We start from the raw sequence: 26444 nt of genomic DNA on the forward strand, positions 1-26444 counted from the left end.
AAGGAATGCGGATCCGCCGCGCCCTGCGATAGCAGGGTGCGTTACATATGCTAACGAACATTATGAGCCGAAGCCAGGGGCAGTTTTACCAAGGTTGTCGGCCTTGGCCAGCGCCCAGCGTGCCTAGCGTTGGCGGGATTTCATGGCGCGCTCGACCTCGCGCTTGCCTTCGCGGTCCTTGATGGTGTCGCGCTTGTCGTGCTCGGCCTTGCCCTTGGCCAAAGCAATCTCGCATTTGATCTTGCCGGCCTTCCAGTGCAGGTTCAGCGGCACCAGGGTGTAGCCTTTTTGCTCGACCTTGACGATCAGTTTCTTGATCTGCTCCTTGTGCAGCAGCAGCTTCTTGGTGCGCACCTTGTCGGGGCTGATATGGGTCGAGGCCGAATTCAGCGGGTGGATCTGGCAACCGATGATGAACAGCTCGCCATTGCGCACCACCACATAGCCGTCGGTCAGCTGTACCTTGCCTTCGCGCAGGGACTTGACCTCCCAGCCTTCCAGTACCAAGCCGCACTCGATGCGCTCCTCGAAGAAGTAATTGAAGGCGGCCTTTTTGTTGTCGGCAATGCGGGTATTGGTATCGGGTTTTTTGGCCATGGGGTACGAGGTGAGGGGAGCGCAAAGCTGGTTCTACAATCCCGCGCAGCCCTCCATTCTATGAAAAACGTCCATAAGTCCGTCCTCATCTGGTACAGCGCCGAAGAAATGTTCGCGCTGGTCACCCAGGTTGCGCAGTATCCGCAGTTTCTGCCCTGGTGCGACCATGCCGCTGTGCTGTCGGAAGACGGCAGCGGCATGACGGCCGAAGTCGGCATCGCTTTCAGCGGCCTGCACCAGAAGTTCATCACCCAGAACACCCATGTAGAGGGGCGCCAGGTGGTGATGAAGTTGATCAAGGGGCCGTTTTCCAACCTGGACGGCACCTGGAGCTTCACCCCGGTAGGTGACGGCACCCAGCGTGCCTGCCGGGTCGATCTGCAGCTGCACTATGGCTTCGACAACATCGCCCTGTCGGCCTTGGTCGGCCCGGTGTTCGACCGGATTGCCGGTAGCTTGGTGGATGCCTTTGTGAAGCGCGCCGAACAGGTGTATGGCTAAGCTGTTGCAGATCACCGTGGTCTGGTCTCCCGAACCGCGCGAGGCCTGTGAGCTGGTGTTTGAGCTACCGCAGGGTGCCTGTGTCGGCGATGCCTTGGCGGCCTGCCAGGGCTTGGAACCGTTTGCCGGCCTGGATGCGACTGGCTATACGTTGGGCGTATGGGGCAGGTCGGCTGTACCAAGCCAGCTGCTGCAAGCCTACGACCGGGTCGAGCTGTACCGCCCGTTGACCGTAGACCCCAAGGTGGCTCGCCGGGAGCGCTTTGCCAGCCAGGGTACGCGGGGCACCGGCTTGTTTGCCAAGAAGCGCGCTGGGGCGAAGGCAGGTTATTAGCCGTTTGTTATTGGCAGTCGGAGGCCATCACGTCCTGCAGACGCTTGGTCTCGGCGGCCCGGGCGGCATCGTCCAGAATTTCCCGCTCGCCTTTTTCATTGACCCGGGCGATCCGCATGCCGGAGTCGTAGTTGGCCTTGGATTGCTTGGCACGCTGGCAGTTTTCTGCCTTGATAGCCGCAATTTTGTCGGTTTCGGCTTTGCGTTTAGCGGCTTCTGCGTCTTCAGCCTGTTTCTTTTTTTCTTCCAGAGCTTTGTCGGTACCGCTGATTTTGGGCGCCGAGGCTGCAGATGCAGGGGCTTCGGCCGCCGCCACCGGTTTGGCTTTGGGCGATCCGCCGGGCTGGCGCAGGATGTTCTTGCTGGGGATGTCAGGGGGCGGCGCGCGGTCGCTAAAGACCTTGTTGCCACTGTTGTCCAGCCACTGCCATTGCGCAGATGCGGCCAACGACAGGACACATCCAAAGGCGACGACGAGGGCTTTGTGAATTTGCATTCCGCAAGTTTAGCTGGGGCAGCCGTACTTTTCCAAGCGGAGTGAGGCCGGGATTGTCATAACCTGGTAAAGAAGTGGGTGAGCGCAGGCTAGTACAATCTGCTTTTTGGAGCTTTGTATATGCGCCTGCTAGGAAAAGCGCTCACTTTCGACGATGTGTTGTTGGTGCCAGCGTTCTCCCAAGTCCTTCCCAAGGACACGTCTCTTGCGACCCGTCTGTCGCGCAATATCACCCTGAACCTTCCGCTCGTGTCCGCCGCCATGGACACTGTGACTGAAGCCCGTCTGGCCATCGCCATGGCGCAAGAAGGTGGCATGGGCATCGTGCACAAGAACTTTACGCCCAAGCAGCAAGCCGCTGAAGTGCTGAAGGTCAAGCGCTACGAGTCCGGTGTGCTGCGCGATCCGGTGATCATCACCCCGACCCACACCGTGCGCCAGGTGATCGATATGTCGGCCCAATTGGGCATTTCCGGATTCCCTGTCTGCGACGGTGGCAAGGTGGTCGGTATCGTCACCAGCCGCGATTTGCGCTTTGAAACCCGCTACGACGTGCTCGTCAGCGAAATCATGACGCCGCGCGAGAAGCTGGTCACCGTCAAGGAAGGCGCTTCCTTGGCCGAGGCCAAGGCGCTGCTGAACAAGTCCAAGCTGGAACGCCTGCTGGTTATCAACGACGCATTCGAGCTCAAGGGCCTGATCACCGTCAAGGACATCACCAAGCAAACCAGTTTCCCGAATGCAGCCCGTGACGCACAAGGCCAGTTGCGCGTAGGTGCAGCAGTTGGCGTAGGTGAGGGCACTGAAGAACGTGTCGAAGCCCTGGTGCGTGCCGGTGTGGACGCCATCGTGGTGGATACCGCCCATGGCCATAGCAAAGGCGTGATCGACCGCGTGCGCTGGATCAAGCAAAACTACCCAAATATCGACGTCATCGGCGGCAATATCGCCACCGGTGCCGCAGCTTTGGCCCTGGCGGAAGCCGGCGCTGATGCGGTCAAGGTCGGCATCGGCCCTGGCAGCATCTGCACCACCCGCATCGTGGCCGGTGTGGGTGTGCCGCAAATCATGGCCATCGACAATGTGGCTACCGCCTTGCGTGGCTCGGGTGTGCCCCTGATTGCCGACGGCGGCATCCGCTACAGCGGTGACATCGCCAAGGCCATCGCCGCCGGTGCCAGCACCGTGATGATGGGAGGCATGTTCGCTGGTACGGAGGAAGCACCGGGTGAAGTCGTGCTGTTCCAGGGCCGTAGCTACAAGAGTTACCGCGGCATGGGCAGCATTGGCGCGATGCAGCAGGGCAGTGCCGACCGCTACTTCCAGGAAGTCAGCACCGGCAATCCGAACGCCGACAAGCTGGTGCCCGAAGGCATCGAGGGCCGGGTGCCGTACAAGGGTTCCATGGTTTCGATCATTTTCCAGATGGCCGACGGTATCCGTGCCAGCATGGGCTACTGTGGTTGCGCCACCATCGACGAGATGAAGGACAAGGCCGAGTTTGTAGAAATCACCTCGGCCGGCATCCGAGAAAGCCATGTCCACGATGTGCAGATCACCAAAGAAGCCCCGAACTACCGCTCGGAGTGAGCGCAGCCGGTAAGTAGTCTCCATCCGGGCAGCCAGGCGCTGCCCGTTTTTGATTTTGACCCCCACGTCCATGTCTACCCATCAAAAAATCCTCATCCTCGATTTCGGCTCCCAGGTTACCCAACTCATCGCCCGCCGCGTGCGCGAAGCCCATGTGTTTTGCGAAGTCCATCCCTGCGATGTGAGTGACGAATGGGTCCGCGCCTATGCGGCCGACGGCAATCTGAAGGGCATCATCCTGTCCGGTAGCCATGCCAGCGTAACCGAAGAAACGACCGACCGTGCACCCCAGGCGGTGTTCGATCTGGGCCTGCCGGTGCTGGGCATTTGCTACGGCATGCAGACCATGGCGCAGCAGCTGGGTGGCAAGGTGGAAACCGGCCATACCCGCGAATTCGGCTTTGCGGCGGTGCGCGCTCGCGGTCATACCGCTCTGCTGAAAGACATTGCCGACTTCACCACGCCGGAAGGCGAGGGCATGCTCAACGTATGGATGAGCCATGGCGACAAGGTCACCGAGCTGCCTCCCGGCTTCAAGCTGATGGCCAGCACCGACGGCTGCCCTATCGCGGGCATGGCCGACGAGGCGCGCAAGTTCTACGCCGTTCAGTTCCACCCCGAAGTCACCCACACGGTGCAAGGCCAGGCGCTGCTGAACCGCTTTGTGCTGGGCATTTGCGCCACCAAGCCCGACTGGGTGATGGGCGACTACATCAGCGAAGCCGTCGCGCACATCCGCGAACAGGTGGGTGACGAAGAAGTGATCCTGGGCCTGTCCGGCGGTGTCGATTCTTCCGTTGCTGCAGCACTGATCCACCGCGCCATCGGCGACCAACTGACCTGCGTGTTCGTCGACCACGGCCTGCTGCGCCTGAACGAAGGCGATATGGTGATGGACATGTTCGTCGGCAAGCTGCACGCCAAGGTGATCCGTGCCGATGCTTCCGATCTGTTCCTGGGCAAACTGGCCGGCGTCAGCGACCCCGAAGCCAAGCGCAAGATCATCGGCGGCGAGTTCGTCACTGTGTTCAAGCAAGAGGCCGCCAAGCTCAAGGGCGAGGGTGCCAAGGGTGCGAAATGGCTGGCCCAGGGCACGATTTACCCCGACGTGATCGAGTCCGGCGGCGCCAAGAGCAAGAAGGCCGTCACCATCAAGAGCCACCACAACGTTGGTGGCCTGCCGGCCGAGCTGGGTCTCAAGCTGCTGGAGCCATTGCGCGAGCTGTTCAAGGACGAAGTGCGCGAACTCGGCGTGGCCCTGGGCCTGCCGTACAACATGGTGTACCGCCACCCGTTCCCCGGCCCCGGCCTGGGTGTGCGGATTCTGGGCGAAGTCAAGAAGGAATACGCCGACCTGCTGCGCCGGGCCGACGCAATCTTCATCGAAGAGCTGCACAACTTCAAGGACGAAGCCACGGGCAAGACCTGGTACCAGTTGACCAGCCAGGCCTTTACCGTGTTCCTGCCGGTGAAGAGCGTGGGCGTGATGGGCGACGGCCGTACCTACGACTACGTGGTCGCCTTGCGCGCGGTCCAGACCAGCGACTTCATGACCGCCGACTGGGCCGAGCTGCCCTACGCGCTGCTGAAGAAGGTGTCTGGCCGCATCATCAACGAAGTGCGCGGCATCAACCGCGTGACTTACGACGTGTCGAGCAAGCCACCGGCCACCATCGAGTGGGAATGATGTTGCGTAGATACTATTGAATTGATAGCTGTTTGCGCTTGTCCAGTATGCGTAAAGGGCTGATTTAATATCTAAAAAATGCCTCCCCGTGCCTAATGCATGGGGAGGCTTTTTTGTTTGCGCTGGGCGGCTAAGCCTAAGCCGCCACCAGCTGTGGCCGCCGTTCCAGCAGCGCGATGATGTTGGGCAGCAACGCTTCGGTGGCCAGCCGGCCTTGCTCCACCAGGTAGGGCATGGCGGCGGTATCGAACAGGCCAACCCGGCGCTCCAGCCGCGGAAAGATGCGCAGCAGCCGCATGCCATCGGCCTCGGCGGCCGCCAGCCGGGCGTGCATCAGGTTGTTGGTCATGGCCGAGGTGGTCTGGGCCAGCAGGCGCGAAGGCTTGTTGACCCGCTGTGGCATCAGGGCCTCGAAACCCAGGGCGATCACCGCATAGGCATCGTCGGCAGCGCTGACCGGCAGCGGGTCGGACACAAAGCCGTCCACCAGCCGCTGGCCGTCCACATGCTGGGGCGCAAACATGAAGGGCATGGCGATGCTGGCGCGCAGCGCATCGGACACCCGGCCCTGGCGCAGCACCACGGCTGCGCCGGTAGCCGCGTCGGTGGCGCTGACCCGCAGCGGAATCGGCAGCTGCTCCAGCCGCAGCTCGCCCAAGGCTTTGTGCAGGCGGGCGCGGATCAGCCGGTCATCGCGTAGCGCAAAGTCGGCACCAAACCGGCCCCAGCTTGGCCAGACCATTTGCGGAATCGCCAGCCAGCGGTGGGTCTGGGTCAGCTCGGCGGTCCACAGCGTGGTGGCGATGCGCACCGCCTCGGCGGCCGGTATTTGCTGGGCAATCAACGCGCCGAACATGGCGCCTGCGCTGCAGCCCACTACCAAGTCCGGGGCGATGCCTTCGCGGGCCAGCACCTCGGCCATGCCCAGGGCTGCAATACTGCGCACACCGCCACTGCCCAGCACCAGGGCCAGATGCGGGGCGGGCGGATGGTACGCGGGGCTATGCATGGCGGGCTACGTGTAACGCGGATTCGGCATGCACCAGGCGCGGGTCTTCGGCATCGGGTGTGCAGCAGAAGCGGCAGCGCCGCATCAGCGCCAGCATAGCCCGGTTGTCGGCCAGCACGTCGCCGTGCAGCCACCGCAGGCCGGTGTGCGCCGCAGTGTTGGCCAGGGCCCGCATCGCGCGTTCGCCCAGGCCGCGACGCTGCCAGCGCTCGTCCACCACCAGCGCGAATTCGGCGCTATCGCCCAGGCTGTCGACGGCGTAACGGGCCTCGGCGACCACCTGCAACTGCTGCTGCCGCTCGGCGGTGACGATGAAGGCCATCTGGCCGGGCGCCTGCAGGCAGTCCAGCAGGGCGGGGCGGCTGTTGACGCCGCCGTGGAAGCGGTTGCGCCGGGCATGGGGCGACAGGCGCTCCAGCATGTCGTCAAGCAGCCGGCCGTCTTGCGCCTGCATGGGCCGCAGGGTCAGCTGGGTGCCGTCGCGCAGGCGCCAGTGGTCGTGGTCCTCAGGCCGGGGGGGCGGGGTCTGGAGGGTTTGGAAAGTGAACATGGCATCCCAGGAATGGCAGTGCATTCTTGGGCTTTTGCTGGGCCGGGTCTGTCCCTACCTATAGTGACAGGCTCCTTGGCCTGGGGCACGCAACTGCCGCTTACTTGCCTGGCCGTTCTGCTGCTCCGAAAATAGGCGCATGCCGGAACAGCTTGTCCTGCCAGGTTTCGAGGCTGCATCGCCTGCGCGGCGGCCCAGCGCGGGCCTGGCCCGGCCGAAACAAACCCATGCGCTGTTCTTCGCGCTGTTCCCAGACCCAGGCACGGCTGCCCGCATCGCCGAGCGGGCCGACGGGCTGCGTGCCGCCCATGGCTTGCGCGGCACGCCCTTGAAAACTGCACGGCTGCATGTGACCCTGCAGTACCTGGGTCAATGCCTAGAACTGCCTCCAGAGATGGTCGAAGCCGCCAAGGCGGCGGGCGCGGTGCTTGCCATGCCACCTTTCGAGGTGGTGCTCGACCAGGCACTGACTTTTGACCAGAATCCGCGCTGCCCCCTGGTCTTGCGCGCCAGCGACGGTGCGCCCCGCGTCACTGCACTGCAGCGGCAGCTGCATGCGGTATTGGTCGATGCCGGATTTCGCAGACTCGTTGGTCATCCTGCGCATATGACACTCGCATACCGCAGTGCGCACTTGCCGCAGCAAATGCTGGAGCCGATCCGTTGGCAGGCCCGGGAGTTTGTGCTGGTGCACAGCCATGTCGGCCTGGGCGTGCACGAACCACTCAGTCGCTGGCCTTTGCGCGTTTGAAGCAGCTGGCCGCATGGTCGTCCACCAAGCCTACGGCCTGCATCCAGGCGTAGACGATCACCGGGCCGACAAACTTGAAGCCGCGTTGCTTGAGCGCCTTGGAGATCTGCTCGGACAGCGCGGTCTTGGTCGGCACCGGGCCGCTGCCCAGCACAATGGGCGCGCCGCCCACCAGGCCCCAGATCCAGCTGGAAAAATCTTCACCCGCCGCCTGCATGGCCAGGTAGGCGCGGGCGTTGCCGATGGTGGCCTCGATCTTGGCGCGGGAGCGCACGATGCCAGGGTCCAGCACCAGCCGGTCCACGTCGGCGCTGGTAAAGCGGGCCACGGCCTCGGGGTCGAACTGGGCGAAGGCCGCGCGGAAGGCTTCGCGCTTGCGCAAAATAATGCTCCAGGCCAGGCCGGCCTGGAAGCCGTCGAGCATCAGCTTTTCCCACAGCGCGCGGCTGTCGCGCTCGGGCACGCCCCATTCTTCGTCGTGGTAGGCGGCCATCATGGGGCTGCTGTCGGCCCAGGCGCAGCGGCAAATCGGGGTCATAGGCGGAGTTCTCCAATGCAAAAGCCGCAGTGTAGGCGGCGGATTGTCTGTAGCTATTCGTAGCGACACGCGCACAGAAACCGGCTTGCTGGCCGACAATGCCGCCATGTTCAAACCCTCCATCCTGCCGCAGATCCAGGTCGCCCTGGTGGAGGACGACGTGTTTTTTGCGCGCGCGCTGGCCGATGCCATCCAGGCCGCGCCGGACATGCGCTTGCAGGGCTCGGCGGCCAACTGCCGCCAGGCCTTCCAGATGCTGACCCAGCCGGCTGCCGATGTGCTGCTGGTCGACCTGGGCCTGCCCGACGGGCCGGGCATGGACATCATCCGCGCGGCCCAGCGCCAGTGGCCGCGCTGCATGGTGATGGTCAGCAGCGTGTTTGGCGACGAGGCCCATGTGATCCAGAGCCTGGAGGCCGGCGCCACCGGCTATCTGCTGAAAGACAGCACGCCGGTGCTGATGGTGGAAGAAATCCGCAATGTGCATGCCGGCGGCAGCCCGATCAGCCCCTTGATCGCGCGCCAGCTGCTGACGCGCTTTCGCCATGCCATGGCCGGCGAATCCGCGCCCGTGCCGCTGCTCGCGCTGCCTAGCGCGCCGCAGGAAGAACAGGCCCGCCTGTCGCCGCGCGAGCGCCAGGTGCTGGACTACATCACCAAGGGCTTCAGCTACGAGGAGATAGGCGGCCTGATGGGCGTGTCGCGCAACACGGTGCTGAGCTTTGTGCGCCGCATCTACGCCAAGCTCAAGGTGCGCTCGCAGCTGGAAGCCATTTATGAAGCCCGGGTTCAAGGCCTACTTCTTTCTTAGCCTGCTGTTTGCCGTGCTGGCCGGCCTCGCCGGCGGCCTGGTCCTGTGGCTGGAGATCGGCCGCTCGGCCCCGACCACCTTGCATCTGCAGGCCGCGCAGCTGACCAGCGGCCCGGGTGGCTCGTTTGCGCCGCTGCCACCCAAACTCGACACCGCCTTGCCCACCGATTGGCAGACGGTTGCGCTGCCGTACACCTGGCCCCAATCCCTGGAGCTGCAGACCGGCGCGCCGCCGCGCGTGACCTGGCTACAGGTGCGGCTGGACGGCCTACCGGCCACCCGCGGCGGCCTGGTACTGTACCTGCCGCGCTGGCAGACCATAGGGCGCATCGCGGTATATGGCGACGACCAGCTGCTGTACCGCTCCGTCGGCGATGTGGTGTGGAACGGCTTCAACCACCCGCTGTGGGTGCCGCTGGACGGCAACGGCATGGGCCCGCGTCCGCAGCTGCTGCGCCTGCGCATCGACAGCCTGGCGAATGCCGGTGGCACGGTGTCCAGCCTGTGGGTGGGCGAGGCGGCGGACCTGCAGCCACGCTACCGGTTGCGGCGCATGTTGCAAACCGGCGTGGCCGAGGTGATGGGCATGGCCTTTCTGGGCCTGGGCGGGTTTGCGCTGGCGGTATGGCTGTTGCGCCGCGAGCGTACCTACCTGCTGTTTGCGCTGTTTACCCTGCTGTGGGTGCTGCGCAGCCAGCGCTACCTGGTGGGGCTGGAGCCGCTGGGCATGTCCAGCGCCTGGTTTGGCTGGATGAGCATCAACTCTGGCAACGCCTTGCTGGTCACCTGGTATGCGTTCATGACCACCCTGGTGCCCACCGCACCGCGCTGGCTGCTGCGGGCGCTGCTGGGTTTGTTGCTGCTGTCCAGTGCGGTGACCTTGCCGCTGATCACCAACCCGGCCTGGATCGCTGCGCTCGCGCCCCTGCCGTACCTGGTGACCAATCTGGCCGGCATACCGGCGACCCTGCTGATGGCCTGGGCCGCCTGGCGCCATGGCGGGCGCGAAGGCCTGGTGGCGGCCAGCATTGGTCTGATGCATGCGCCGGTGGCCTGGCACGACTGGGCGATGCAGAGCTATCTGGTGGACCCGGAGCACATCTACGCCTGGCCGTTCTCCACCATGGCGCGGATCGGCATGTTCCTCTACGTCATCCTGAACCGCTACGTGGGGGCGCTGGCCACCGCCGAGCAGTCGAACGCGGTGCTGGCCCAGCGCCTGCGCACCCGCGAGGCCGAGCTGGCCGAGAGCTACGAACAGCTGCGCAGCGTGCAGCAGCGCGAGCTGCTCAGCCAGGAGCGGCACCGGCTGATGCAGGACATCCACGACGGCATGGGTTCGCAGCTGATGAGCGCGCTGAAGGTGGCCGAATCCGGCGGCCTGAGCGAGGCGCAGATGGCGCTGGTGCTGCGCGAATGCATAGACGACCTGAAGCTGACCGTGGATTCGCTGGAATCGGTGGAGGCCGATTTGCTGTTGCTGCTGGCCACCTTGCGCTACCGGCTGGCGCCGCGCCTGCAGGGCTCGGGCCTGCGCCTGCGCTGGGAGGTGGCGGACGTGCCGGCGCTCGACTGGCTGGACCCGCGCAGCGCGCTGCATGTGCTGCGCATCCTGCAAGAAGGCATTTCCAACATCCTGCAGCATGCGGGCGCCACCGAGCTGCGGGTGGCTACCGGCGAAGCCGATGGCGGCGTCTATGTGCTGCTGGAGGACAACGGCCAGGGCTTTCGCGCCCATCCCTCGGGTGAGGTGGGGCGTGGCCTGTCGAATATGGCGCGCCGCGCGCATGCGATCGGCGGCCAGGTGGCCTGGGACACGGTACCGGGTGGCACCCGGTTCAGGCTGTGGCTGCCGCTGCGGCGGCTGGAAGCCGTAGCCTGAAGTTCAGGCCTTACTTGGTGGCGTGCTGGGTGTCGTTGACCAGGTCTTTGGGCCAGAAGTCCATGATCTCCTGGGCCGACAGATTGCGGCACTGGCCTTGGGCGGTCAGCAGAAATGTCTTTTGTGCGCTGGTCAGCCCGGGCGTCTGGCTGTTGAAGCACTGCTGGGCGTCGCACATGATGCCCTTGGTGGGCTGGCCTACTGCCGCCATGATGGACGGCGGGCAGTAGAAGACGCTGTTGTCGTCCAGCTCGGCGGCGGCTGCAGGCAGGCCGGCGGCCAGGCCCAGTAGCGCGGCACTGAAGAGGACAGCGGGGCGGGGCAGGGTGGGGTGGAAAACGCGCATGGGAGACTCCTTGGGAATATGGCTTTGGATTATTCGATGTGCCCCGCCCACGGTCTGTAGCTATCCATAGCGACAGCGCCCGCCCACCGTAAAATCAGCAGCTTTCAGCCGGCCGGCCAAGGGAGTTTTTTGCATGCGCGCCATCTTCAGCGTTCTGGGCTTGCTCGCGGTGGTGCTGGTGGTCAGCCTGCTGGCCAAAAAGCAGCTGGCTCCGCCGGCCATATCGGTCCCGTCGGCATCGGCACCCGTGCCAGCCGCCTCGGTGCCGCAGCAATACAAGCAGGCGCTGGACGCCGCGCTGCAGCAGCCACGCGCCATGCCCGATGACAAACCCTAAGCCTTTTAGGCCTGTGGTGCAGGTACTGCCTGCGCAAGCAGCTACATAAGTAATAGCAATTGCCAACCCTCACCGATTTTGACGCCATGCAGCTTGCGCTGGACCAGGCGCGCCTGGCCGCGGCCGCCGGCGAGGTGCCGGTGGGCGCGGTGGTCATCAAGGACGGCGTCGTCATCGCCACTGGCCGCAACGCCCCCATCGACGGCCACGACCCCACCGCGCATGCCGAGATCACGGCTTTGCGCGCCGCCGCCCAGGCCCTGGGCAACTACCGGCTGGACGGCTGCGAGCTGTTCGTCACGCTGGAGCCTTGCACCATGTGCAGCGGCGCCATGCTGCATGCGCGGCTGCAGCGCGTGGTGTTTGGCGCCGCCGACCCTAAAACCGGCGCCGCCGGCTCGGTGCTGAACGTATTTGCCCAGCCCCAACTGAACCACCAGACCCAGGTGCTGGCCGGCGTGCAGGCCGAGGCCTGTGCGGGCTTGCTGCAGGACTTCTTCCAACAGCGCCGGGCCGCGCAGCGCCTGGCCCACCACCCGCTGCGCGAAGATGCCTTGCGCACGCCCGATGCCCGCTTCGCCGCCAGCCCCAGTACGTCGTCCTTTGCACCGCACTACCTCAGCGACCTGCCGTCGCTGGCCGGCCTGCGTCTGCACTACCTGGACGAAGGCCCGCGCGACGCCGCCACCAGCTTTGTCTGTGTGCACAGCCCCACCGGCTGGAGCGCCCAGTACCACGCGATGCTGGCCGCCCTGGTAGCTGCCGGGCACCGGGTGCTGGTGCCCGACCTGGTCGGCTTCGGCCGCAGCGACAAACCGAAAAAAGAAACGGCCCACAGCCTGGACTGGCACCGCCAGATCCTGCGCGAATGGACCGAGCGGCTGGGCTTGCAGCACCCGGTGCTGGTGGTGCAGGGCGATGGCCCGGCCTGGCTGCCCGCCGGACGCTGCCGCGCCCGTCTGGTACTGGATGCCGATGGCGCGCCCGCCGATGCCACACCGTTTCCCGACAACGGCCACCGCGCCGCCTTGCGCGCATTCGCCCGGCCGGGCTTTTACGGCCTGCCGCAGCCCTGGGCCGGGCCCGACTGGCGTTTTAACGGTCCGCCGAGTGCCCAGGCTGCGCGGCAAGCTACCATTTTTCTTGAAACCCGCGGGGATGGGATACTTAAAACGTGACAAAACATATTTATATCTACTCTCCCTCCGGCGCGGTGCGCGACAAAGCTGCTTTCAAGCGCGGTGTGGCCCGGCTCAAGACCCTGGGCCATACGGTGGAAATCGACCCCGATGCGCTGAAAAGCCATATGCGCTTTGCCGGTGACGACGCCACCCGCTTGGCCGCCATCCACCGCGCGGCCGCCAGTGGCGCCGACATCGCGCTGACCACCCGCGGCGGCTACGGCCTGACGCGCATCCTGGGCGGCATCGACTACGCCGCCGTGTCCAAGTCCATAGAGAACGGTCTGCAGTTTGTCGGCTACAGCGACTTCACAGCGCTGCAGAATGCCTTGCTGGCGACGACCGGCGCCATCACCTGGGCCGGCCCCGCGCTCACAGGCGACTTTGGTGTGGAGGGCGAGCCCGACGACATCATGGAAGCTTGCTTTGACGACCTGGCCTGCGGCCAGGGCGAGGGCACGGGCTGGCGGCTGGGCCGCGACGATGCCCAGTTTGCTATGGATTCCGTAGCTGCTACCGCAGGTAATACCAGCGACGAAGCCGATTTTTACTTGAAAGATGCGGTCTTGTGGGGTGGCAATCTGTCGGTGCTGGTGTCGCAGCTGGGCACGCCGTATTTTCCGCAGATCAACGGCGGCATCCTGTTTCTGGAAGACGTGGGCGAGCATCCTTACCGCATCGAGCGCATGCTGACCCAGCTGCTGTATGCGGGCGTGCTGGGGCGGCAGCAGGCGATTGTGCTGGGCCAGTTCACCGAGTTCACCAAGGTACCGCACGACGGCAACTTCCGCCTAGCCACCGTGGTCGCCTGGCTGCGCAGCCAGCTCAAGGTGCCGGTGCTGACCAATCTGCCGTTCGGCCATGTGCCGACCAAAGTGCTGCTGCCGGTGGGTGCCAAGGTGGAGCTGGCCCTGCAGGGGCGGGACGCGCTGATGGTCTGGGGCCATGTGTCGCACGGGGCCCATGCGGGGCATGCGCACCATGGCCATGACCACCACCACGGATAATCAGAGGCGCAGCCGGCAAAGAAGATACTTTGTATGCACTAAACTTGGCTTTCAACTAACAAAGTCTCCAGCATGGTCGTCCAGGCTACCGTCGTATTTGCCGATCTCACCGGAAGCACCGCGTTCTTTGAAGCCCTGGGCAACGAAAAAGCCACCAGGGCCGTGACGCGCCTGACGCAGTGGATCAGTGACGTCTGCCTGGCCCACCATGGCCGGGTGGTCAAGAAGCTGGGCGACGGTGTGCTGGCCGTGTTTGCCGACGCCAGCAACGCCACCAATGCGGTCATCGCCATCCAGCGCGGCCACCAGCTGCGTCTGTTGAAGTGGCCCAGCAGCATCCGCATGGAAGTCAAGGCCGGCATTGCCCGTGGCGAAGTGGTCGAGGTCGATGGCGACTGCTACGGCGACGCGGTCAACGTGGCCTCGCGGCTCAGCGACCTGTCGGGCGGCAACCAGATCTGGGTCACCGAATCGGTGGTCGACGAGGTGGATGAAACGCTGGGCCTGCGCTTTCTGAGCCTGGGGCCGGTGAGCCTGCGTGGCCGATCCGAGCCGATTCCGCTGTACAAGCTGGAATGGCAGGAGGGCGCGGTTACCGAATTCGTCACCATGCAGGCCTCGCTGGCCGAGATGGAGCGGCCCGACACCCATGCGATGGGCAAGATCCATCTGATCTACCTGAACACCAGCCGCAGCTTCTTGTCCTCCGAGATGCCGGTGCACCTGGGGCGTGGCGACCAGGCCGAGTTTTTTATCGACGACCCGCGGGTGTCGCGCCTGCATGCGCGCATCGAATGGCGCAATGGCGCGTTCTTCCTGACCGACCTGAGCAGCTTTGGCACCTGGGTGCGGTTTGCCGGCAGCGATACCGATGTGCCACTGCGCCGCGACGACTGCCAGCTGCACGCCACCGGCGAGATCGCGCTGGGCATGCCGTTCAACGATGTCAGCGGACCCACCGTACATTTCACTTTTTCACCCACCCATTCGTCGTTCTACTAGTTCTATCTGCGCTTTGATTTCAGATAGCTTCTGGACTACAACCTCAACACCATGACCAAAAAAGCCAACATCGAATTTGAAGACATGAACTTGCAGGTCGGCGTGCGGCTGCAGATCATGCCCAGCAAGGCCGCCAACCCCAGCGTGCACTACACCAGCCTGATCGGTTTTGTGTCCGGCGAATACCTGCTGCTGAAGATTCCGCAGGAAGGTGCCGTGCTGCACGAGGGCGATTCGGTCATCATCCGGGTGTTCTCCGGCGTGTCGGTCTATACCTTCAGCAGCCAGGTGGAATCGGTGCTGAAGTCGCCCCACGCCATGATGGTGCTGGCCTTCCCTGCAGCGATCCAGAAGGTCGGGCTGCGCAAGGCGGTGCGGGTCAAGGCGAATCTGCCGGTGAAGATCAAGAACCCGCAAGACCCGGCCAACTTCAAGATGGCCACGTTGTCCGACATCAGCCTGAGCGGTGCGCTGGTGTCCACGGCCCGGCCGCTGGGCACAGCGGGCGACACGGTGGACATCGAGTTCTCGCTGCGCGACCAGGCCTCGAACCAGGAGGTGACGATTGCCACCACCGCCTCCATCCGCAGTGTCCAGCAGTCGGCGGGCAGCACGGCCGACGGCGCCACCTTCCAGACCGTGTATTCGCACGGTATCAACTTCCACGACCTGGGCACGCGCGAACAGGCGATCCTGCAGAACTTCGTCTACGAAACCCTGCTGATCCACCGCACCTGATGGCCGCTGCGGCAGGCTGACCGGGCAGTGCAGCCTGCATGGAGTTCCTTACCCTTTCCTTGTTGAACGGCCTCAGCTACGGGCTGATGCTGTTCATGCTCAGCGCCGGCCTGACGCTGATTTTCAGCATGATGGGCGTGCTGAACCTGGCGCACGCCAGCTTCTACATGCTGGGCGCCTATTTCGCCTACAGCCTGACCCTGTGGCTGGGCTTCTGGCCTGCGCTGCTGCTGGCGCCATTGCTGGTCGGCCTGCTGGGCGCGGGCTTTGAAAAATACTGTTTGCGCCGGGTCCATGCCTTCGGCCATGTGCCGGAAATGCTGGTCACCTTCGGGCTGAACACCGTGCTGGTCGAGCTGGTGCAGCTGGTCTGGGGCCGCGGTCCGGTCGACTACCCGATTCCGCCCGGGCTGGAAGGCCCTTTGTTCGCGCTCTGGGGCACGCCGTTTCCCACCTACCGCGGCTTCATGGTGCTGGTGGCGCTGGCCATGCTGGCCGGGCTCTGGCTGCTGCTGAAGCGCACCCGTATCGGCCTGGTGGTGCAGGCCGCGCTGACCCACCCGGACGCGGTGCAGGCCCTGGGCCACAACGTACCGCGGGTGTTCATGGGCGTGTTCGGCGGCGGCGCTGCGTTGGCCGGGCTGGCCGGCGTGGTCGGCGGCAATGCCTTTGTCACCGAGCCCGGCATGGCGGCCACTGTCGGGTCGGTGGTGTTTGTGGTGGTGGTGGTCGGCGGCATGGGTTCGTTGGCCGGGGCCTTCTGGGCCTCGCTGCTGATCGGCGTGCTGCAGACCCTCGCTGTGGGCATCGATCTGCCGGTGCTGGGCTGGACCGGCATGGACGCGCTGGGCCGCATCAAGCTCAGCCAGCTGGCGCCACTGCTGCCGTATGCGCTACTGGTGCTGGTATTGCTGCTGCGCCCGCAAGGCCTGTGGGGCCAGCGTGCCGACTGATATGCGCCAATCGAACATGCGCACCTGGGGCCTGTTCGCGCTGCTCTTGCTGGCCGCGCCCTGGGTGTTCACCAGCAGCCTGGGCCACAGCCTGCTGACCCAGATGGGCATCGCCGCCATCGTCTGCCTGAGCTACAACATCCTGCTGGGGCAGGGCGGCATGCTGAGCTTTGGCCATGCGGTGTATTCGGGCCTGGGCGCGTTTGCAGCCATCCATGCGCTGAATGCGGCGCTGCTGCCGGTCAGCCTGGTGCCCATCGCCGGCGGTGTGGCCGGGGCTTTGGTGGCGCTGCTGCTGGGCGGCATCACGGCACAACGCTCGGCAACCACCTTCGCCATGGTCACCCTGGGTCTGGGCGAACTGGTCGGGGCCATGGCCTGGTTGTTCCCCGGGGTATTTGGCGGTGAAGCCGGTATTGCTGGGAACCGGGTCAGCGGCAGCGTGCCGTTTGGCATCAGCTTCGGGCCGCAAGCGCAGGTGTACTACCTGGTGGCCGCCTATACCTGGGTCTGCGCGGGCCTGATGTACGCCTTTACCCGCACGCCGCTGGGCCGCATGCTGAATGCGGTGCGCGACAACCCCGAGCGCGTCGAGTTTGTGGGCTACGACACCCGGCGTATCCGCTATCTGGCCATCGTGGTGGCCGGCTTTTTTGCCGGCATTTCGGGCGGCTTGGCGGCCCTGCATTTCGAGAGCGTGACGGCCGATGTGCTGGGCAGCCAGCGTTCGGGCGCCTATCTGCTGTTCACCTTTTTGGGAGGCTCGGGCTACTTTTTCGGCCCTGTGGTTGGCGCGGTGCTGATGGTGCTGGCCTTTGTGCTGCTGAGCGGCATCACCAAGGCCTGGCTGCTGTACCTGGGCCTGGTGTTCGTGGCCATGGTGGTGTATGCGCCGGGCGGAGTTGCCAGCCTGCTGCGTGGGCCTCGGCCGCAGCTGCGCGATCTGCCGCGTTATGCGGCGTTGGCGCTGGCCTGCACCGGGCTGGCGGCGATGGTGGAGATGGTCTACCAGCTGCAGCTGCAGGCCTCGCTGGGTTCGGAGCTGCGCTTCTTCGGCGCCACATTGGACGCGGCCGGCTGGCCCAGCTGGGCCGCGGCCGGTCTGCTGGTGGCAGTGGGAGCCGCAGGGTTTGCGTGGGCACGACGCAAATGAGCAGCCTGCCCCCCGCCCTGGAAATCCGCCAGCTGCGTAAAAGCTTTGGCCTGAGTGAGATCATCCGCGGCGCCAATCTCAGCGTGGCCGCGGGCGAGCGCGTGGCCATCATCGGCCCAAACGGCGCGGGTAAGTCCACGCTGTTCAACCTGGTCAGCGGCCGGTCCCGGCCCAGCAGCGGCCAGATTCTGCTCAACGGCCAGCCCATCCAGGGCAAGAAGCCGTTTGAGATCAACCGGCTAGGCCTGTCGCGCAGCTTCCAGGTGAGCCATATCTTCCCGCAGCTCAGCGTGTTCGAAAACCTGCGCTGCAGCGTGCTGTGGAGCCTGGGCTATGGCTACAGCTTCTGGCGCCTGCTGGGCGGCTTGCAGGATGCCAACGCGCTGGCCGAGCGCACCCTGGCGCAGGTGCAATTGATGGATAAGCGCGAGGTGCTGGCCACCCACCTCAGCTACGCCGAGCAGCGCGCGCTGGAGCTGGGCATCGCCATCGCCGGCGGTGCGGGTGTGGTGCTGCTGGACGAGCCTACGGCCGGCATGGGAGCCTCGGAAACCAGCCGCTTCGTCCAGCTGATCCGCGAGGTGACGGTAGGTAAAACGCTATTGATAGTAGAGCACGACATGCAGGCGGTATATGCGCTGGCAGACAAAATAGCCGTATTGGTGGCGGGAGAGGTGATCGCCTTCGGCACACCGGACGCGATCCGCGCGAATCCGCAGGTGCAAGCGGCCTACCTGGGCGGGGGCGCCTGATGCTGCAAGTCGCCCAGCTGCACGCCTACTACGGCCCAAGCCATGTGCTGCATGGCGTGTCCTTCGAGGTCCACCCCGGCGAGATCGTGGCCTTGCTGGGGCGCAATGGCGCGGGTCGCTCCACCACCGCCAAGGCCTTGGTGGGCCTGGTGCGTAGCGAGGGCACGGTGCGCTGGCACGGCCAGGATTTGACGGGCCGGCAGCCGTTTGAAATCGCCCAGCAAGGCATCGCCTATGTGGCCGAGGGCCGCGACATTTTTCCGCGACTGACGGTGCAGCAAAACCTGCTGCTCGGCCAGAAGGGCGCAGGCCAGTGGACCTTTGACAAGGTTTACGCCCTGTTCCCGCAGCTGCTGGCGCGCCAGCACACCTTGGGCGGCGTGCTGTCGGGCGGCGAGCAACAAATGCTGGCCCTGGGGCGCGCGCTGATGGGAAATCCGCAACTGTTGATCATCGACGAGCCCACCGAAGGCCTGGCGCCCCAGGTGGTCACCCAGGTGGCGGCCTGCCTGCAGCAGTTGCAACAGCAGGGCATCGCGGTGCTGTTGGTCGAGCAGAAACTGGCGATTGCGCTGGACATCTCTGACCGCGTGCTGCTGATGGGCCGCGGCAGCGTGGTGTTCGACGGCACGCCGCAGCAGCTGCGCGCCAATGCCGCAGTGCGCCGCGAATGGCTAGAGATCTAGCCCGCCGCGCACTTGCTACAAAGCCGAAGCATTTGCGCTAAAAAACTTTATCTGCCGCTGCTATTGTGAAGTTTTTACCCGACTCCACGGAGCAACATCTTGATCACACGGCCGCGCATCTGCCACACCTTCATCACCCTGGCCCTGGCCTCCCTGCTGGCCGCCTGCGGCGGTGGTAGCGATAGCGACGACAGCGAATACACCCTGGGTGGCACGGTCAACGGCCTGAGCAGCAGCGGGCTGGTGCTGGCCAATGGCACGCTGACCCAGGCCGTGGCTTCCGGCGCCACCAGCTTCAGTTTCAGCAGCAAGGTCACCGGCAGCTACGCGGTCAGCGTGGCTACCCAGCCCGACGGGCAGACCTGCGTGGCCAGCAATGCCAGCGGCGGTGGCGGCAGCGATGTGTCCAGCGTGGTTATCAACTGCCGCAGCTATGCGGCCTACACCAGCAACTGGCTGGGCGGCAATATCGGCCAGCTCAGCGTAGGCAGCACCGGCGCGCTGGCCGCGCAGTCGACAGCGGCGGTCAGCACCACCTATCTGCCGTCCAGTATTACCACCAGCAATGACGGCAAGTTTGCGTTTGTGAACTTCCAGGACAACAGCGCCATCGGCGTCTACACGGTGTCCGACACCACCGGCGCGCTGACCATGCTGGGCTGGACCAGCGCCGAAAGCGCGGGCTACGGCATGGCCATCAGCCCCGACGGCAAATACCTGTACGTGGCCAACTTCGGCAGCGCCACGCTGTCGCAGTTCAGCGTGGCCTCCACCGGCGTGCTCAGCGCCATGTCCACTGCATCGGTAGCCACCGGCGTGAACCCCTATGGCGTCGCCGTCAGCCCGGACGGCCTGTACGTCTACGTAAGCAATAGCAGCGGCAACAGCATTTCGCAGTACAGCGTGGGCAGTACAGGCGCCTTGACGGCCTTGTCGACGCCCACCGTCAGCCTGTCGTCGCTGGGCAGCACGCCCACCGGCATCGCCATCGACCCGGCCAGCAACTACGTCTACGTCACCCTGTCGGGCAGCGCCAAACTGGCCCAGTTCAGCATAGGCTCCGGCGGGCTGCTGACGGCCTTGTCGCCGGCCAGCGTCGGCACCGGCACCATGCCGCGCAGCGTGGTCGTCAGCCCCGGCGGCCGCTATGCCTACGTGACGAATGGCGGCGACAACACCGTGTCGCAGTACAGCATCAGCAGCGGCAAGCTCACCGCCTTGCCCGCCGCGACCATCGCCACCGGCGGCAGCCCGCGCGGTATCGCCATGGCGCCCAGCGGCAGCTTCGCCTACGTGACGAACTACAGCGATGCTACTGTGTCGTCGTACAGCGTGGGGTCTAGCGGTGCGTTGACTCTGCTGGGTACGGCGGCTAGCAACGGGGCTGGGCCTACGGGGATTTCGGTGCGCTGAGGCGACACGCTTCCGTGTGCAAGGCTGCCATTTGGAATGGCGAAGTGATTCTTGAGGCTATAGATCGCGCTTGATTTGGTGAGGTTTCCGAGGCCTATCAGTCCGGCTCAGTGATGTCCGGGCGAGAAATCAGTCAAGATGTAGAGGTCGCACTCGCCGCGGTGCTCGAGCATCTTTGTGATGGTCGATACGCCGATCACTCCTGCCGACGCTGGGTGTGTGGATGGCGACACTATTAAGGTCATGATCGAAGCGGTCAATAGCGCTGGGATGCCCACTGACGATTGGGAAGCTAGGTGGATGGGGGTGGGAATGTTCCGTTCACCATGTCGGGTAGCTTTGCAGTCGGCGGCACAGCGACAGTCACCCCTGTATCAGGATGGACATACACAGGACCGCCAAAGTTGCTACAGCCAAAAACTAATTAATCGCTGCCAAAGCGTGAGGGCGGTCTGGCGACCGCTCCAGCAGCCTATCAAGCTCGGACGCTTTTAGATGCCGGTTTGAGTTTTGATTCATCCTTGTCGACTCCCACTCCATGGAGCTTAGCGGTAAACGAAAACTTCTTCCGCAGTCCGAGAATCGGTTTCTCAATTACGTGCCATGAGAAACTAGCAAATATTGTCACTAGTACGATACTAAATAAAAGATGCAGAACTAGCGAAGTGAGGCCGGGAAATAAAAGCACCAAAGCTTGCTGAATGGGGAATGCATACAAATAAATGCCGTATGAATAGTCGCCGGTATGGTAGTAAGGTATCTTGGGTATTTTAAGCAAGCCGACGTAACACACGATGTAAACCATGATGGGTGCGCAGAATGCAAGAATTATTGGAGACATCTTTTCCGAACCAAGGAAGGCGAGCGCCAACATAGCGGCGGCGCTTAGGAGCAGAGTTGGCCAGTTAAACGGAATGCGGTTGCGGCATCTAAATGCAAGCACGCCGAGCAGGAAGCACGGTAGCAACAGGGCTCCCTTTCTGGAGCCGTTGTAAACACGCCAAACGCTCTGCATGACGACAGAGTTAGGAATCAATTCGTGCAACTGGTCAATGGTTATACCGATAAAGACGGAAACGATTGCAACGGCGAGCACTACCCAGGCATTCTTGAAAAGCTTGGTGTACATCAAGGCGCCAAGAACCAAATAGCACAGTATCTCGAACGGAACCGTCCACAACGAGCCATTAACAATACCGGGGTACGGATTGGCCTCAAAAACACCAGGCAATAAATAATTAATTTTACCAACGATATTCAAGAAGTATTTATAAAAGAGCCAGTTCGTAAAGTACTCTTTTAGTGGAAGCGTCGTAAATATGACGCCCAGAACAAATGCCGAAAGAAGAATTTCTACTATAAGGGCTGGAAAAATTCGTAAGCCGCGATTTAGAGCAAAGTTCTTTAGACTGAGGCGCTCTGCGCTACCGGCGACAAGAAACCCGCTTAAACCAAAGAACATCGGGAGGATGGCGTAATTCGCAAGCCACATGGGGCTGTCGAATATTGCGCTTGTGTAGCCGCCGGGCAGTACGAGCAGGCTGTGCCAAGCCAATACCGCAAAAGCGAGAAACAGTCGGGCAAAATCAAATCCCGGACCTATCCCCTTGTTTGCTTCCAGCACGCTACCAAAAGTTTTCATTATTCTTCCCTGAGTTAGATTGCACCGAGCGTGACCTGTTGACGCAAGCGTCGTGCCAGTCACCATCTGAACGGTGGTCGCGAGTGTAGTTCGGACCAGCAGGATGTTCAGCCGGTTCTGAGCCACACCGGAACCATTACGGGGCCAGATTTCCTCTATTTAGCTGAAAGTTGATGACACTGGTGCATGCGGCGTGCCTACATCTGGGGCGTGTAACAATCGGAAACGTATCTAGTACTCACAGATTGAAAGTTGCGCAGTGTCCGTTCCTCCATATTTGCTGCTCTGGATAGTCGGGTCATTGATGATTGCGTACGGTTCGCATCAACTTGGTCGAAGGTGGCCAGTCTGGCTAGCCATTAGTTTGCTGGTTACACCTCTAATTTCTGCGCAAGTTCTCCTTCTCGTCGGCCCAAAAGTACGCCCAACCACTCCGGAACAGGAGGAAGAGTACGTGAAGTCAACGCAAAGAGTTTTACTGCAAGGTTTGTGCGTCTTTTTGCTCGTGCTGCTTGCCGTTTGGCTATCCGACAAGGCCAATTCTTTAAATTGACGGTTTGATCCCATCCCCCTGCCGGGAACCCATGCACGCGGGTTGCATGGCAGTTTCACTTTCCCATCCCATTTGCCTGATTAGGATTTTCGGTGTCTTTAGGCGGCTTGACCTTGAGGATCACGGCCGATATCCAGGTGGTGCCTACTGCCGACCAAAAACACGAAATAAATTTTCGTGAGGAGGCTATAGATGGATCTATGACATCGTTGGGCATTTAAGCTCAACAATGCAGAATACAACGGATGAATACACATGCGCCTGACTTGAGATATCAGCACGTCGTAATGACGCCAGCTGATCGTGAACTTAGTCTGGAGAATTTTCGCCAAATTGTTGGGAATGACATCGATCGCATTGCGGCTCGATTGGCTGCAAGGGCTGGGGAAATAAAAGCGAGGGTGGCGGTTGATCTGCTGAGCGTGATTCGGGACAGTCTGGTATTTGGTCTTCATGCCGTTGTCAACAAGGATGAACGTCCAATTTTTCAGTTTGGAACGCAGCAGGCATTTTTCTTTCTGCACTACTTTGTCCGCGCATACCTTGGGTCCGACCTTTATTCCCGGAGTGTTCTTCGAGGTAGGTTAAATGATGGCGTCGATTCCGAGATGGGGCTTCCCGCTCTGTTTCTTGAACTTGCTCAAGCTCATACGTATTTGCGGTGGGGTAATGATGTTGAATTTCTTGAGGCCGGTGAAGTATCTGCACCGGACCTTTTGGTGCGCTCCAGATATCAAAAACTGTATGTCGAATGCAAATGCGTTTTCGTGGGTTCGCGGCAAGGACTGCCTGCAAAGGCTACTGTAGATGTTGTTCATTTGGCTACGAAATATCTAGCCAGCATTGGAACAGGACGTTTCGAAAAATTGTTGACCGTAGAGTATGTCGGTTCCCTGCCGGTCCCAAAGGATGCCATTCCGAACTTGGCGGCCATATTCATGAATTGCGAAGATCTTGTTTCAATCAGCTCCTGCAAATATTGGAAGCTTGAGGTGTCAGCGCTGCCAGAAGGTATTACGCAGGATGACTATAAATTCAATTCCTATGGATCTGGACACCCCGCGCTGAGGGGATATGCCTTTTGTCCAGTGCCGAACGCTGGCTTTGTGGTTGTGCGGTCAATTCATGAGTGGAAGCTTGATGAGGCAATCAGCGACGTAACTTCCAAGGCGCTCAAGCAACTGCCATCAGAGGGGTATCGAATTGCTGCAATTCAAATTCTGGGCTCGGGCCCGTTGGCGTTGAAGTATGAAAAGGGGTTTGTAGATGTTGCACACCTCGCGATGTCGAAACACGACAACCGTAGGCGTTTTGCAGAGCAGGCACGTAAAAAAAATGGATTCGTTGGCTTGCAGATACTTGGTGATTTTTACACTCAAGAAAATGGCCTTGGCGATGTGGTGCTGAACTATCCGGGGGGGACTTGGCTTTCGAGCCATGCGCCCGACTCCAGCATGTGGGCGTGTGGCTTTATGAATATGTTACCTAGCGAACTCGTAAAAATGTTCCAACAAGCCGCATATGACTCATCAGCGGTGTGGTGGTTTCCTTAGAGCGAAGCCGTTTCTATAGACCATCATCCCATCCCCTGCCGGTGAATACCAAGAGAACCTAATGAAGTTTAGCCAACTGAAGAGTTCATCACTGGCGAACGTCGCATGACCCCGGAAATGCGCAACTGTGATATTGACCAATAGCATGCCGACGGACGCGTCGCGTCATTGAGTGTGATGGTTTGTCCCGACTGGGACAAACCATCACACTCCGCATCCTCTGCAACCTCTAGAATAAAAAATCGAACGATCGTTCTATTTAAACCCAGAGGTGACTCTATGACGGCGCAATACCAAGTTCACGGCGACATTGCCGTAATCACTCTGAACAACCCACCGGTCAACGGCCTGGGTCTGGCTACCCGCCGCGCCGTGACGGACGGTCTGGCGCAGGCAAATGCCGATACAGCCGTCAAGGCCATCGTGCTGACCGGCGCCGGCAAGGCGTTTTCCGGCGGGGCCGACATCAAGGAATTCGACACCCCTGAAGCCATGCGCGAGCCGAATCTGCTGAGCATGATTCTCGCCATCGAAAATTCGGCCAAGCCGGTCGTCGCGGCCATCCATTCGGTGTGCATGGGCGGTGGGCTGGAGACGGCTTTGGGCTGCCATTACCGCATCGCCGCGCCGGGCTGCAACGTCGCCTTGCCAGAGGTCAAACTGGGCCTGATCCCCGGCGCCGGTGGCACGCAGCGCCTGCCGCGCGTGCTGGGTGTGGAGGCCGCGCTGAACATGATCGTCAGCGGTGAGCCGGTGAAGAGCGAATTACTGGCCTCGCTGCCGGGCCAGAAGCTGTTCGACAAGCTGGCGGCATCCGCCGAATCGCTGCTGGAGGAAGCGCTGATTTTTGCCCGCTCCATCGCCGATGCCCGGCCCTTGCCGCTGGTGCGCAACCTCAAATGCAAGCACCCGCAGGGCGACGCTTATTTCCAGTTCGCCCGCAACATGGTCAAGGGCATGGCGAAGAACTACCCGGCGCCGCTGAAGTGCGTGGACGCGGTCGAGGCCGCCACCAAGCAGAAGTTCGACGCCGGCATGGCCTTCGAGCTCAGCACCTTCTTGAACCTGATGTGGACGCCCGAGAGTCGGGCCTTGCGGCATATCTTCGCCGCCGAGCGTGCAGCCTCCAAAATACCTGACGTGCCCGCAGATACTGCGCAACGCGCTATCAACAGCGTCGCCATCATCGGCGCCGGCACCATGGGCGGCGGGATTGCGATGAACTTCCTGAACGCCGGTATTCCGGTGAAGCTGCTGGAAGCCAAGCCCGAAGCGCTGGAGCGCGGCCTGGCCACCATCCGCAAGAACTACGAAGCCCAGGTGGCCAAGGGCAAGCTGAAGCAGGACAAGCTGGACCAGCGCATGGGCTTGCTCAGCACCACCCTGAGCTACGACGACCTGGGGGATGCCGACATGGTGATCGAAGCCGTGTTCGAAGACATGGGCGTCAAAAAATCCGTGTTCCAGGAACTCGACCGCGTGATGAAGCCCGGCGCCATCTTGGCGTCGAACACATCGACGCTGGACCTGGACCAGATCGCCAGCTTCACGCAGCGCCCACAAGACGTGGTGGGCACGCATTTCTTCAGCCCCGCCAATGTGATGAAGCTGCTGGAAGTGGTGCGCGGCAAGGCCACGGCCAAGGACGTGCTGGCCACGGTGATGGCGCTGGGCAAGAAGATCAAGAAGACCTCGGTGGTGTCCGGCGTGTGCGACGGCTTCATCGGCAACCGCATGATCGAGCAGTACGGCCGGCAAGCCGGCTTTCTGCTGGACGAGGGCTGCACCCCGGCCCAGGTGGACAAGGCGGTGGAGAAGTTTGGCTTCGCCATGGGCCCGTTCCGCATGGGCGACCTGGCCGGCAACGACATCGGCTGGGCGATTCGCAAGCGCCGCTATGTGGAAATGCCCGGTATGAAGTACAGCAAGACGGCGGATCTGCTGTGCGAACTGGGCCGCTTTGGCCAGAAGACCGGCGCCGGCTGGTACGACTACCAGGCCGGCAAGCGCGATGCGGTGCCGAGTGCGCTGGTGGAAAAAATGGTGGTGGATCACCGCGCGTCATTGGGCATCACGCCTCGCAAGATCAGCGACGAAGAAATCGTCCAGCGCCTGGTGTATGCCATGGTGAACGAGGCCGCGCACATCCTGGAGGAGGGCATTGCCTCCAAGGCCAGCGACATCGACATGGTGTACCTGACGGGCTACGGCTTCCCCATCTACCGCGGCGGGCCCATGCATTACGCCGACCAGGTGGGACTGTTCAACGTGGTGCAGGCTATGCAGCGCTTTGCGCAGAACCCGCTGGACGATGCCGCTTTCTGGACGCCCGCGCCCTTGCTGGCCAAGCTCGCCGCCGAAGGCAAAACCTTCAACTAAGGA

Annotated in this window: 26 protein-coding genes; 19 read left to right on the forward strand and 7 right to left on the reverse strand. The window is 62.5% G+C overall.

Going from position 1 to position 26444, the window contains the following annotated elements:
- Positions 1 to 123: 123 nt before the first annotated feature.
- On the reverse strand, positions 124 to 597 hold the full coding sequence (gene smpB / locus J2X19_RS08560) for an SsrA-binding protein SmpB (protein ID WP_116607930.1): 474 nt from the start codon (positions 595 to 597) through the stop codon (positions 124 to 126).
- Positions 598 to 657: 60 nt separating this feature from the next.
- Between smpB and J2X19_RS08565 the strand changes: the two genes are divergently transcribed.
- Positions 658 to 1098 carry a type II toxin-antitoxin system RatA family toxin gene (locus tag J2X19_RS08565; protein ID WP_116607929.1) on the forward strand — a complete coding sequence of 147 codons (441 nt, stop codon included), beginning with the start codon at positions 658 to 660 and terminating at the stop codon, positions 1096 to 1098.
- Entirely contained in the window at positions 1091 to 1432 is a 342-nt protein-coding gene (locus tag J2X19_RS08570; RefSeq protein WP_310372420.1) for an RnfH family protein, read from the forward strand. The genes J2X19_RS08565 and J2X19_RS08570 overlap by 8 nt, the downstream gene beginning before the upstream one ends.
- A 7-nt stretch (positions 1433 to 1439) precedes the next feature.
- Here the strand turns inward: J2X19_RS08570 and J2X19_RS08575 are convergent, their stop codons facing one another.
- Positions 1440 to 1928, reverse strand: coding sequence for a DUF4124 domain-containing protein (locus tag J2X19_RS08575; protein WP_310372422.1), 489 nt, complete (start codon positions 1926 to 1928; stop codon positions 1440 to 1442).
- A 120-nt stretch (positions 1929 to 2048) separates the two neighbouring features.
- Here J2X19_RS08575 and guaB point away from each other — a divergent pair, with 120 nt between their 5' ends.
- Both guaB and guaA read left to right on the forward strand, forming a co-directional pair.
- Positions 2049 to 3518 (forward strand): IMP dehydrogenase, encoded by a 1470-nt coding sequence (guaB, locus tag J2X19_RS08580; RefSeq protein ID WP_310372425.1) that lies wholly within the window; start codon positions 2049 to 2051, stop codon positions 3516 to 3518.
- 70 nt (positions 3519 to 3588) lie between these two features.
- On the forward strand, positions 3589 to 5205 hold the full coding sequence (gene guaA, locus J2X19_RS08585) for a glutamine-hydrolyzing GMP synthase (RefSeq protein WP_310372427.1): 1617 nt from the start codon (positions 3589 to 3591) through the stop codon (positions 5203 to 5205).
- A gap of 136 nt (positions 5206 to 5341) precedes the next feature.
- Here guaA and J2X19_RS08590 read toward each other — a convergent pair whose 3' ends face one another.
- Positions 5342 to 6214: a patatin-like phospholipase family protein gene (locus J2X19_RS08590; RefSeq protein WP_310372429.1), complete on the reverse strand. Its 873-nt coding sequence runs from the start codon at positions 6212 to 6214 to the stop codon at positions 5342 to 5344.
- Positions 6207 to 6764 (reverse strand): GNAT family N-acetyltransferase, encoded by a 558-nt coding sequence (locus J2X19_RS08595; protein ID WP_310372431.1) that lies wholly within the window; start codon positions 6762 to 6764, stop codon positions 6207 to 6209. Before J2X19_RS08595 ends, J2X19_RS08590 begins: the two co-directional genes overlap by 8 nt.
- Positions 6765 to 6903: 139 nt before the next feature.
- Between J2X19_RS08595 and J2X19_RS08600 the strand changes: the two genes are divergently transcribed.
- Positions 6904 to 7515: a 2'-5' RNA ligase family protein gene (locus J2X19_RS08600; RefSeq protein ID WP_310372432.1), complete on the forward strand. Its 612-nt coding sequence runs from the start codon at positions 6904 to 6906 to the stop codon at positions 7513 to 7515.
- Here J2X19_RS08600 and J2X19_RS08605 read toward each other — a convergent pair.
- Entirely contained in the window at positions 7490 to 8053 is a 564-nt protein-coding gene (locus J2X19_RS08605) for a DNA-3-methyladenine glycosylase I (RefSeq protein WP_310372434.1), read from the reverse strand. The two genes, J2X19_RS08600 and J2X19_RS08605, sit on opposite strands and share 26 nt — an antisense overlap.
- 106 nt (positions 8054 to 8159) lie before the next feature.
- Here J2X19_RS08605 and J2X19_RS08610 point away from each other — a divergent pair, with 106 nt between their 5' ends.
- Together J2X19_RS08610 and J2X19_RS08615 are read left to right on the forward strand one after the other, a co-directional pair.
- Complete coding sequence (locus J2X19_RS08610; RefSeq protein WP_310372436.1) at positions 8160 to 8864, forward strand: response regulator; 705 nt, start codon at positions 8160 to 8162, stop codon at positions 8862 to 8864.
- Positions 8830 to 10746 (forward strand): sensor histidine kinase, encoded by a 1917-nt coding sequence (locus J2X19_RS08615; RefSeq protein ID WP_310372438.1) that lies wholly within the window; start codon positions 8830 to 8832, stop codon positions 10744 to 10746. The genes J2X19_RS08610 and J2X19_RS08615 overlap by 35 nt, the downstream gene beginning before the upstream one ends.
- A gap of 10 nt (positions 10747 to 10756) precedes the next feature.
- Here the strand turns inward: J2X19_RS08615 and J2X19_RS08620 are convergent, their stop codons facing one another.
- Entirely contained in the window at positions 10757 to 11092 is a 336-nt protein-coding gene (locus J2X19_RS08620; RefSeq protein ID WP_310372440.1) for a hypothetical protein, read from the reverse strand.
- 133 nt (positions 11093 to 11225) lie between these two features.
- Between J2X19_RS08620 and J2X19_RS08625 the strand changes: the two genes are divergently transcribed.
- The 10 genes from J2X19_RS08625 to J2X19_RS08670 all read left to right on the forward strand — a co-directional run bounded on the left by J2X19_RS08625 (position 11226) and on the right by J2X19_RS08670 (position 20314).
- Complete coding sequence (locus J2X19_RS08625; protein WP_116607908.1) at positions 11226 to 11429, forward strand: hypothetical protein; 204 nt, start codon at positions 11226 to 11228, stop codon at positions 11427 to 11429.
- An 86-nt stretch (positions 11430 to 11515) separates the two neighbouring features.
- Positions 11516 to 12607 carry a tRNA adenosine(34) deaminase TadA gene (gene tadA, locus J2X19_RS08630; RefSeq protein ID WP_310372663.1) on the forward strand — a complete coding sequence of 364 codons (1092 nt, stop codon included), beginning with the start codon at positions 11516 to 11518 and terminating at the stop codon, positions 12605 to 12607.
- On the forward strand, positions 12604 to 13617 hold the full coding sequence (locus J2X19_RS08635; RefSeq protein WP_310372442.1) for an LD-carboxypeptidase: 1014 nt from the start codon (positions 12604 to 12606) through the stop codon (positions 13615 to 13617). Before tadA ends, J2X19_RS08635 begins: the two co-directional genes overlap by 4 nt.
- 72 nt (positions 13618 to 13689) lie before the next feature.
- The gene (locus J2X19_RS08640) at positions 13690 to 14619 is read left to right on the forward strand and encodes an adenylate/guanylate cyclase domain-containing protein (protein WP_116607905.1); all 930 of its coding nucleotides are present in this window, start codon (positions 13690 to 13692) and stop codon (positions 14617 to 14619) included.
- 51 nt (positions 14620 to 14670) lie between these two features.
- On the forward strand, positions 14671 to 15357 hold the full coding sequence (locus J2X19_RS08645) for a flagellar brake protein (protein ID WP_310372445.1): 687 nt from the start codon (positions 14671 to 14673) through the stop codon (positions 15355 to 15357).
- 38 nt (positions 15358 to 15395) lie between these two features.
- Positions 15396 to 16310 (forward strand): branched-chain amino acid ABC transporter permease, encoded by a 915-nt coding sequence (locus J2X19_RS08650; protein ID WP_310372447.1) that lies wholly within the window; start codon positions 15396 to 15398, stop codon positions 16308 to 16310.
- Position 16311: 1 nt separating this feature from the next.
- Entirely contained in the window at positions 16312 to 17463 is a 1152-nt protein-coding gene (locus J2X19_RS08655) for a branched-chain amino acid ABC transporter permease (RefSeq protein WP_310372449.1), read from the forward strand.
- The gene (locus tag J2X19_RS08660; protein WP_310372451.1) at positions 17460 to 18215 is read left to right on the forward strand and encodes an ABC transporter ATP-binding protein; all 756 of its coding nucleotides are present in this window, start codon (positions 17460 to 17462) and stop codon (positions 18213 to 18215) included. Before J2X19_RS08655 ends, J2X19_RS08660 begins: the two co-directional genes overlap by 4 nt.
- Complete coding sequence (locus J2X19_RS08665; protein WP_310372452.1) at positions 18215 to 18901, forward strand: ABC transporter ATP-binding protein; 687 nt, start codon at positions 18215 to 18217, stop codon at positions 18899 to 18901. Before J2X19_RS08660 ends, J2X19_RS08665 begins: the two co-directional genes overlap by 1 nt.
- Positions 18902 to 19000: 99 nt before the next feature.
- Positions 19001 to 20314, forward strand: coding sequence for a lactonase family protein (locus J2X19_RS08670; protein ID WP_310372453.1), 1314 nt, complete (start codon positions 19001 to 19003; stop codon positions 20312 to 20314).
- A 475-nt stretch (positions 20315 to 20789) separates the two neighbouring features.
- Here J2X19_RS08670 and J2X19_RS08675 read toward each other — a convergent pair whose 3' ends face one another.
- Positions 20790 to 21956, reverse strand: coding sequence for an acyltransferase family protein (locus J2X19_RS08675; RefSeq protein ID WP_310372456.1), 1167 nt, complete (start codon positions 21954 to 21956; stop codon positions 20790 to 20792).
- Positions 21957 to 22796: 840 nt separating this feature from the next.
- Here J2X19_RS08675 and J2X19_RS08680 point away from each other — a divergent pair.
- Positions 22797 to 24062: a hypothetical protein gene (locus J2X19_RS08680; protein WP_310372458.1), complete on the forward strand. Its 1266-nt coding sequence runs from the start codon at positions 22797 to 22799 to the stop codon at positions 24060 to 24062.
- 279 nt (positions 24063 to 24341) lie between these two features.
- Positions 24342 to 26441, forward strand: a complete 2100-nt coding sequence (locus J2X19_RS08685) for a 3-hydroxyacyl-CoA dehydrogenase NAD-binding domain-containing protein (RefSeq protein ID WP_310372460.1) — start codon at positions 24342 to 24344, stop codon at positions 26439 to 26441.
- Positions 26442 to 26444 lie beyond the last annotated feature (3 nt).

Origin of the sequence: Rhodoferax ferrireducens (assembly GCF_031458075.1) — a bacterium.
GTDB classification, from domain to species: domain Bacteria; phylum Pseudomonadota; class Gammaproteobacteria; order Burkholderiales; family Burkholderiaceae_C; genus Rhodoferax_B; species Rhodoferax_B ferrireducens_A.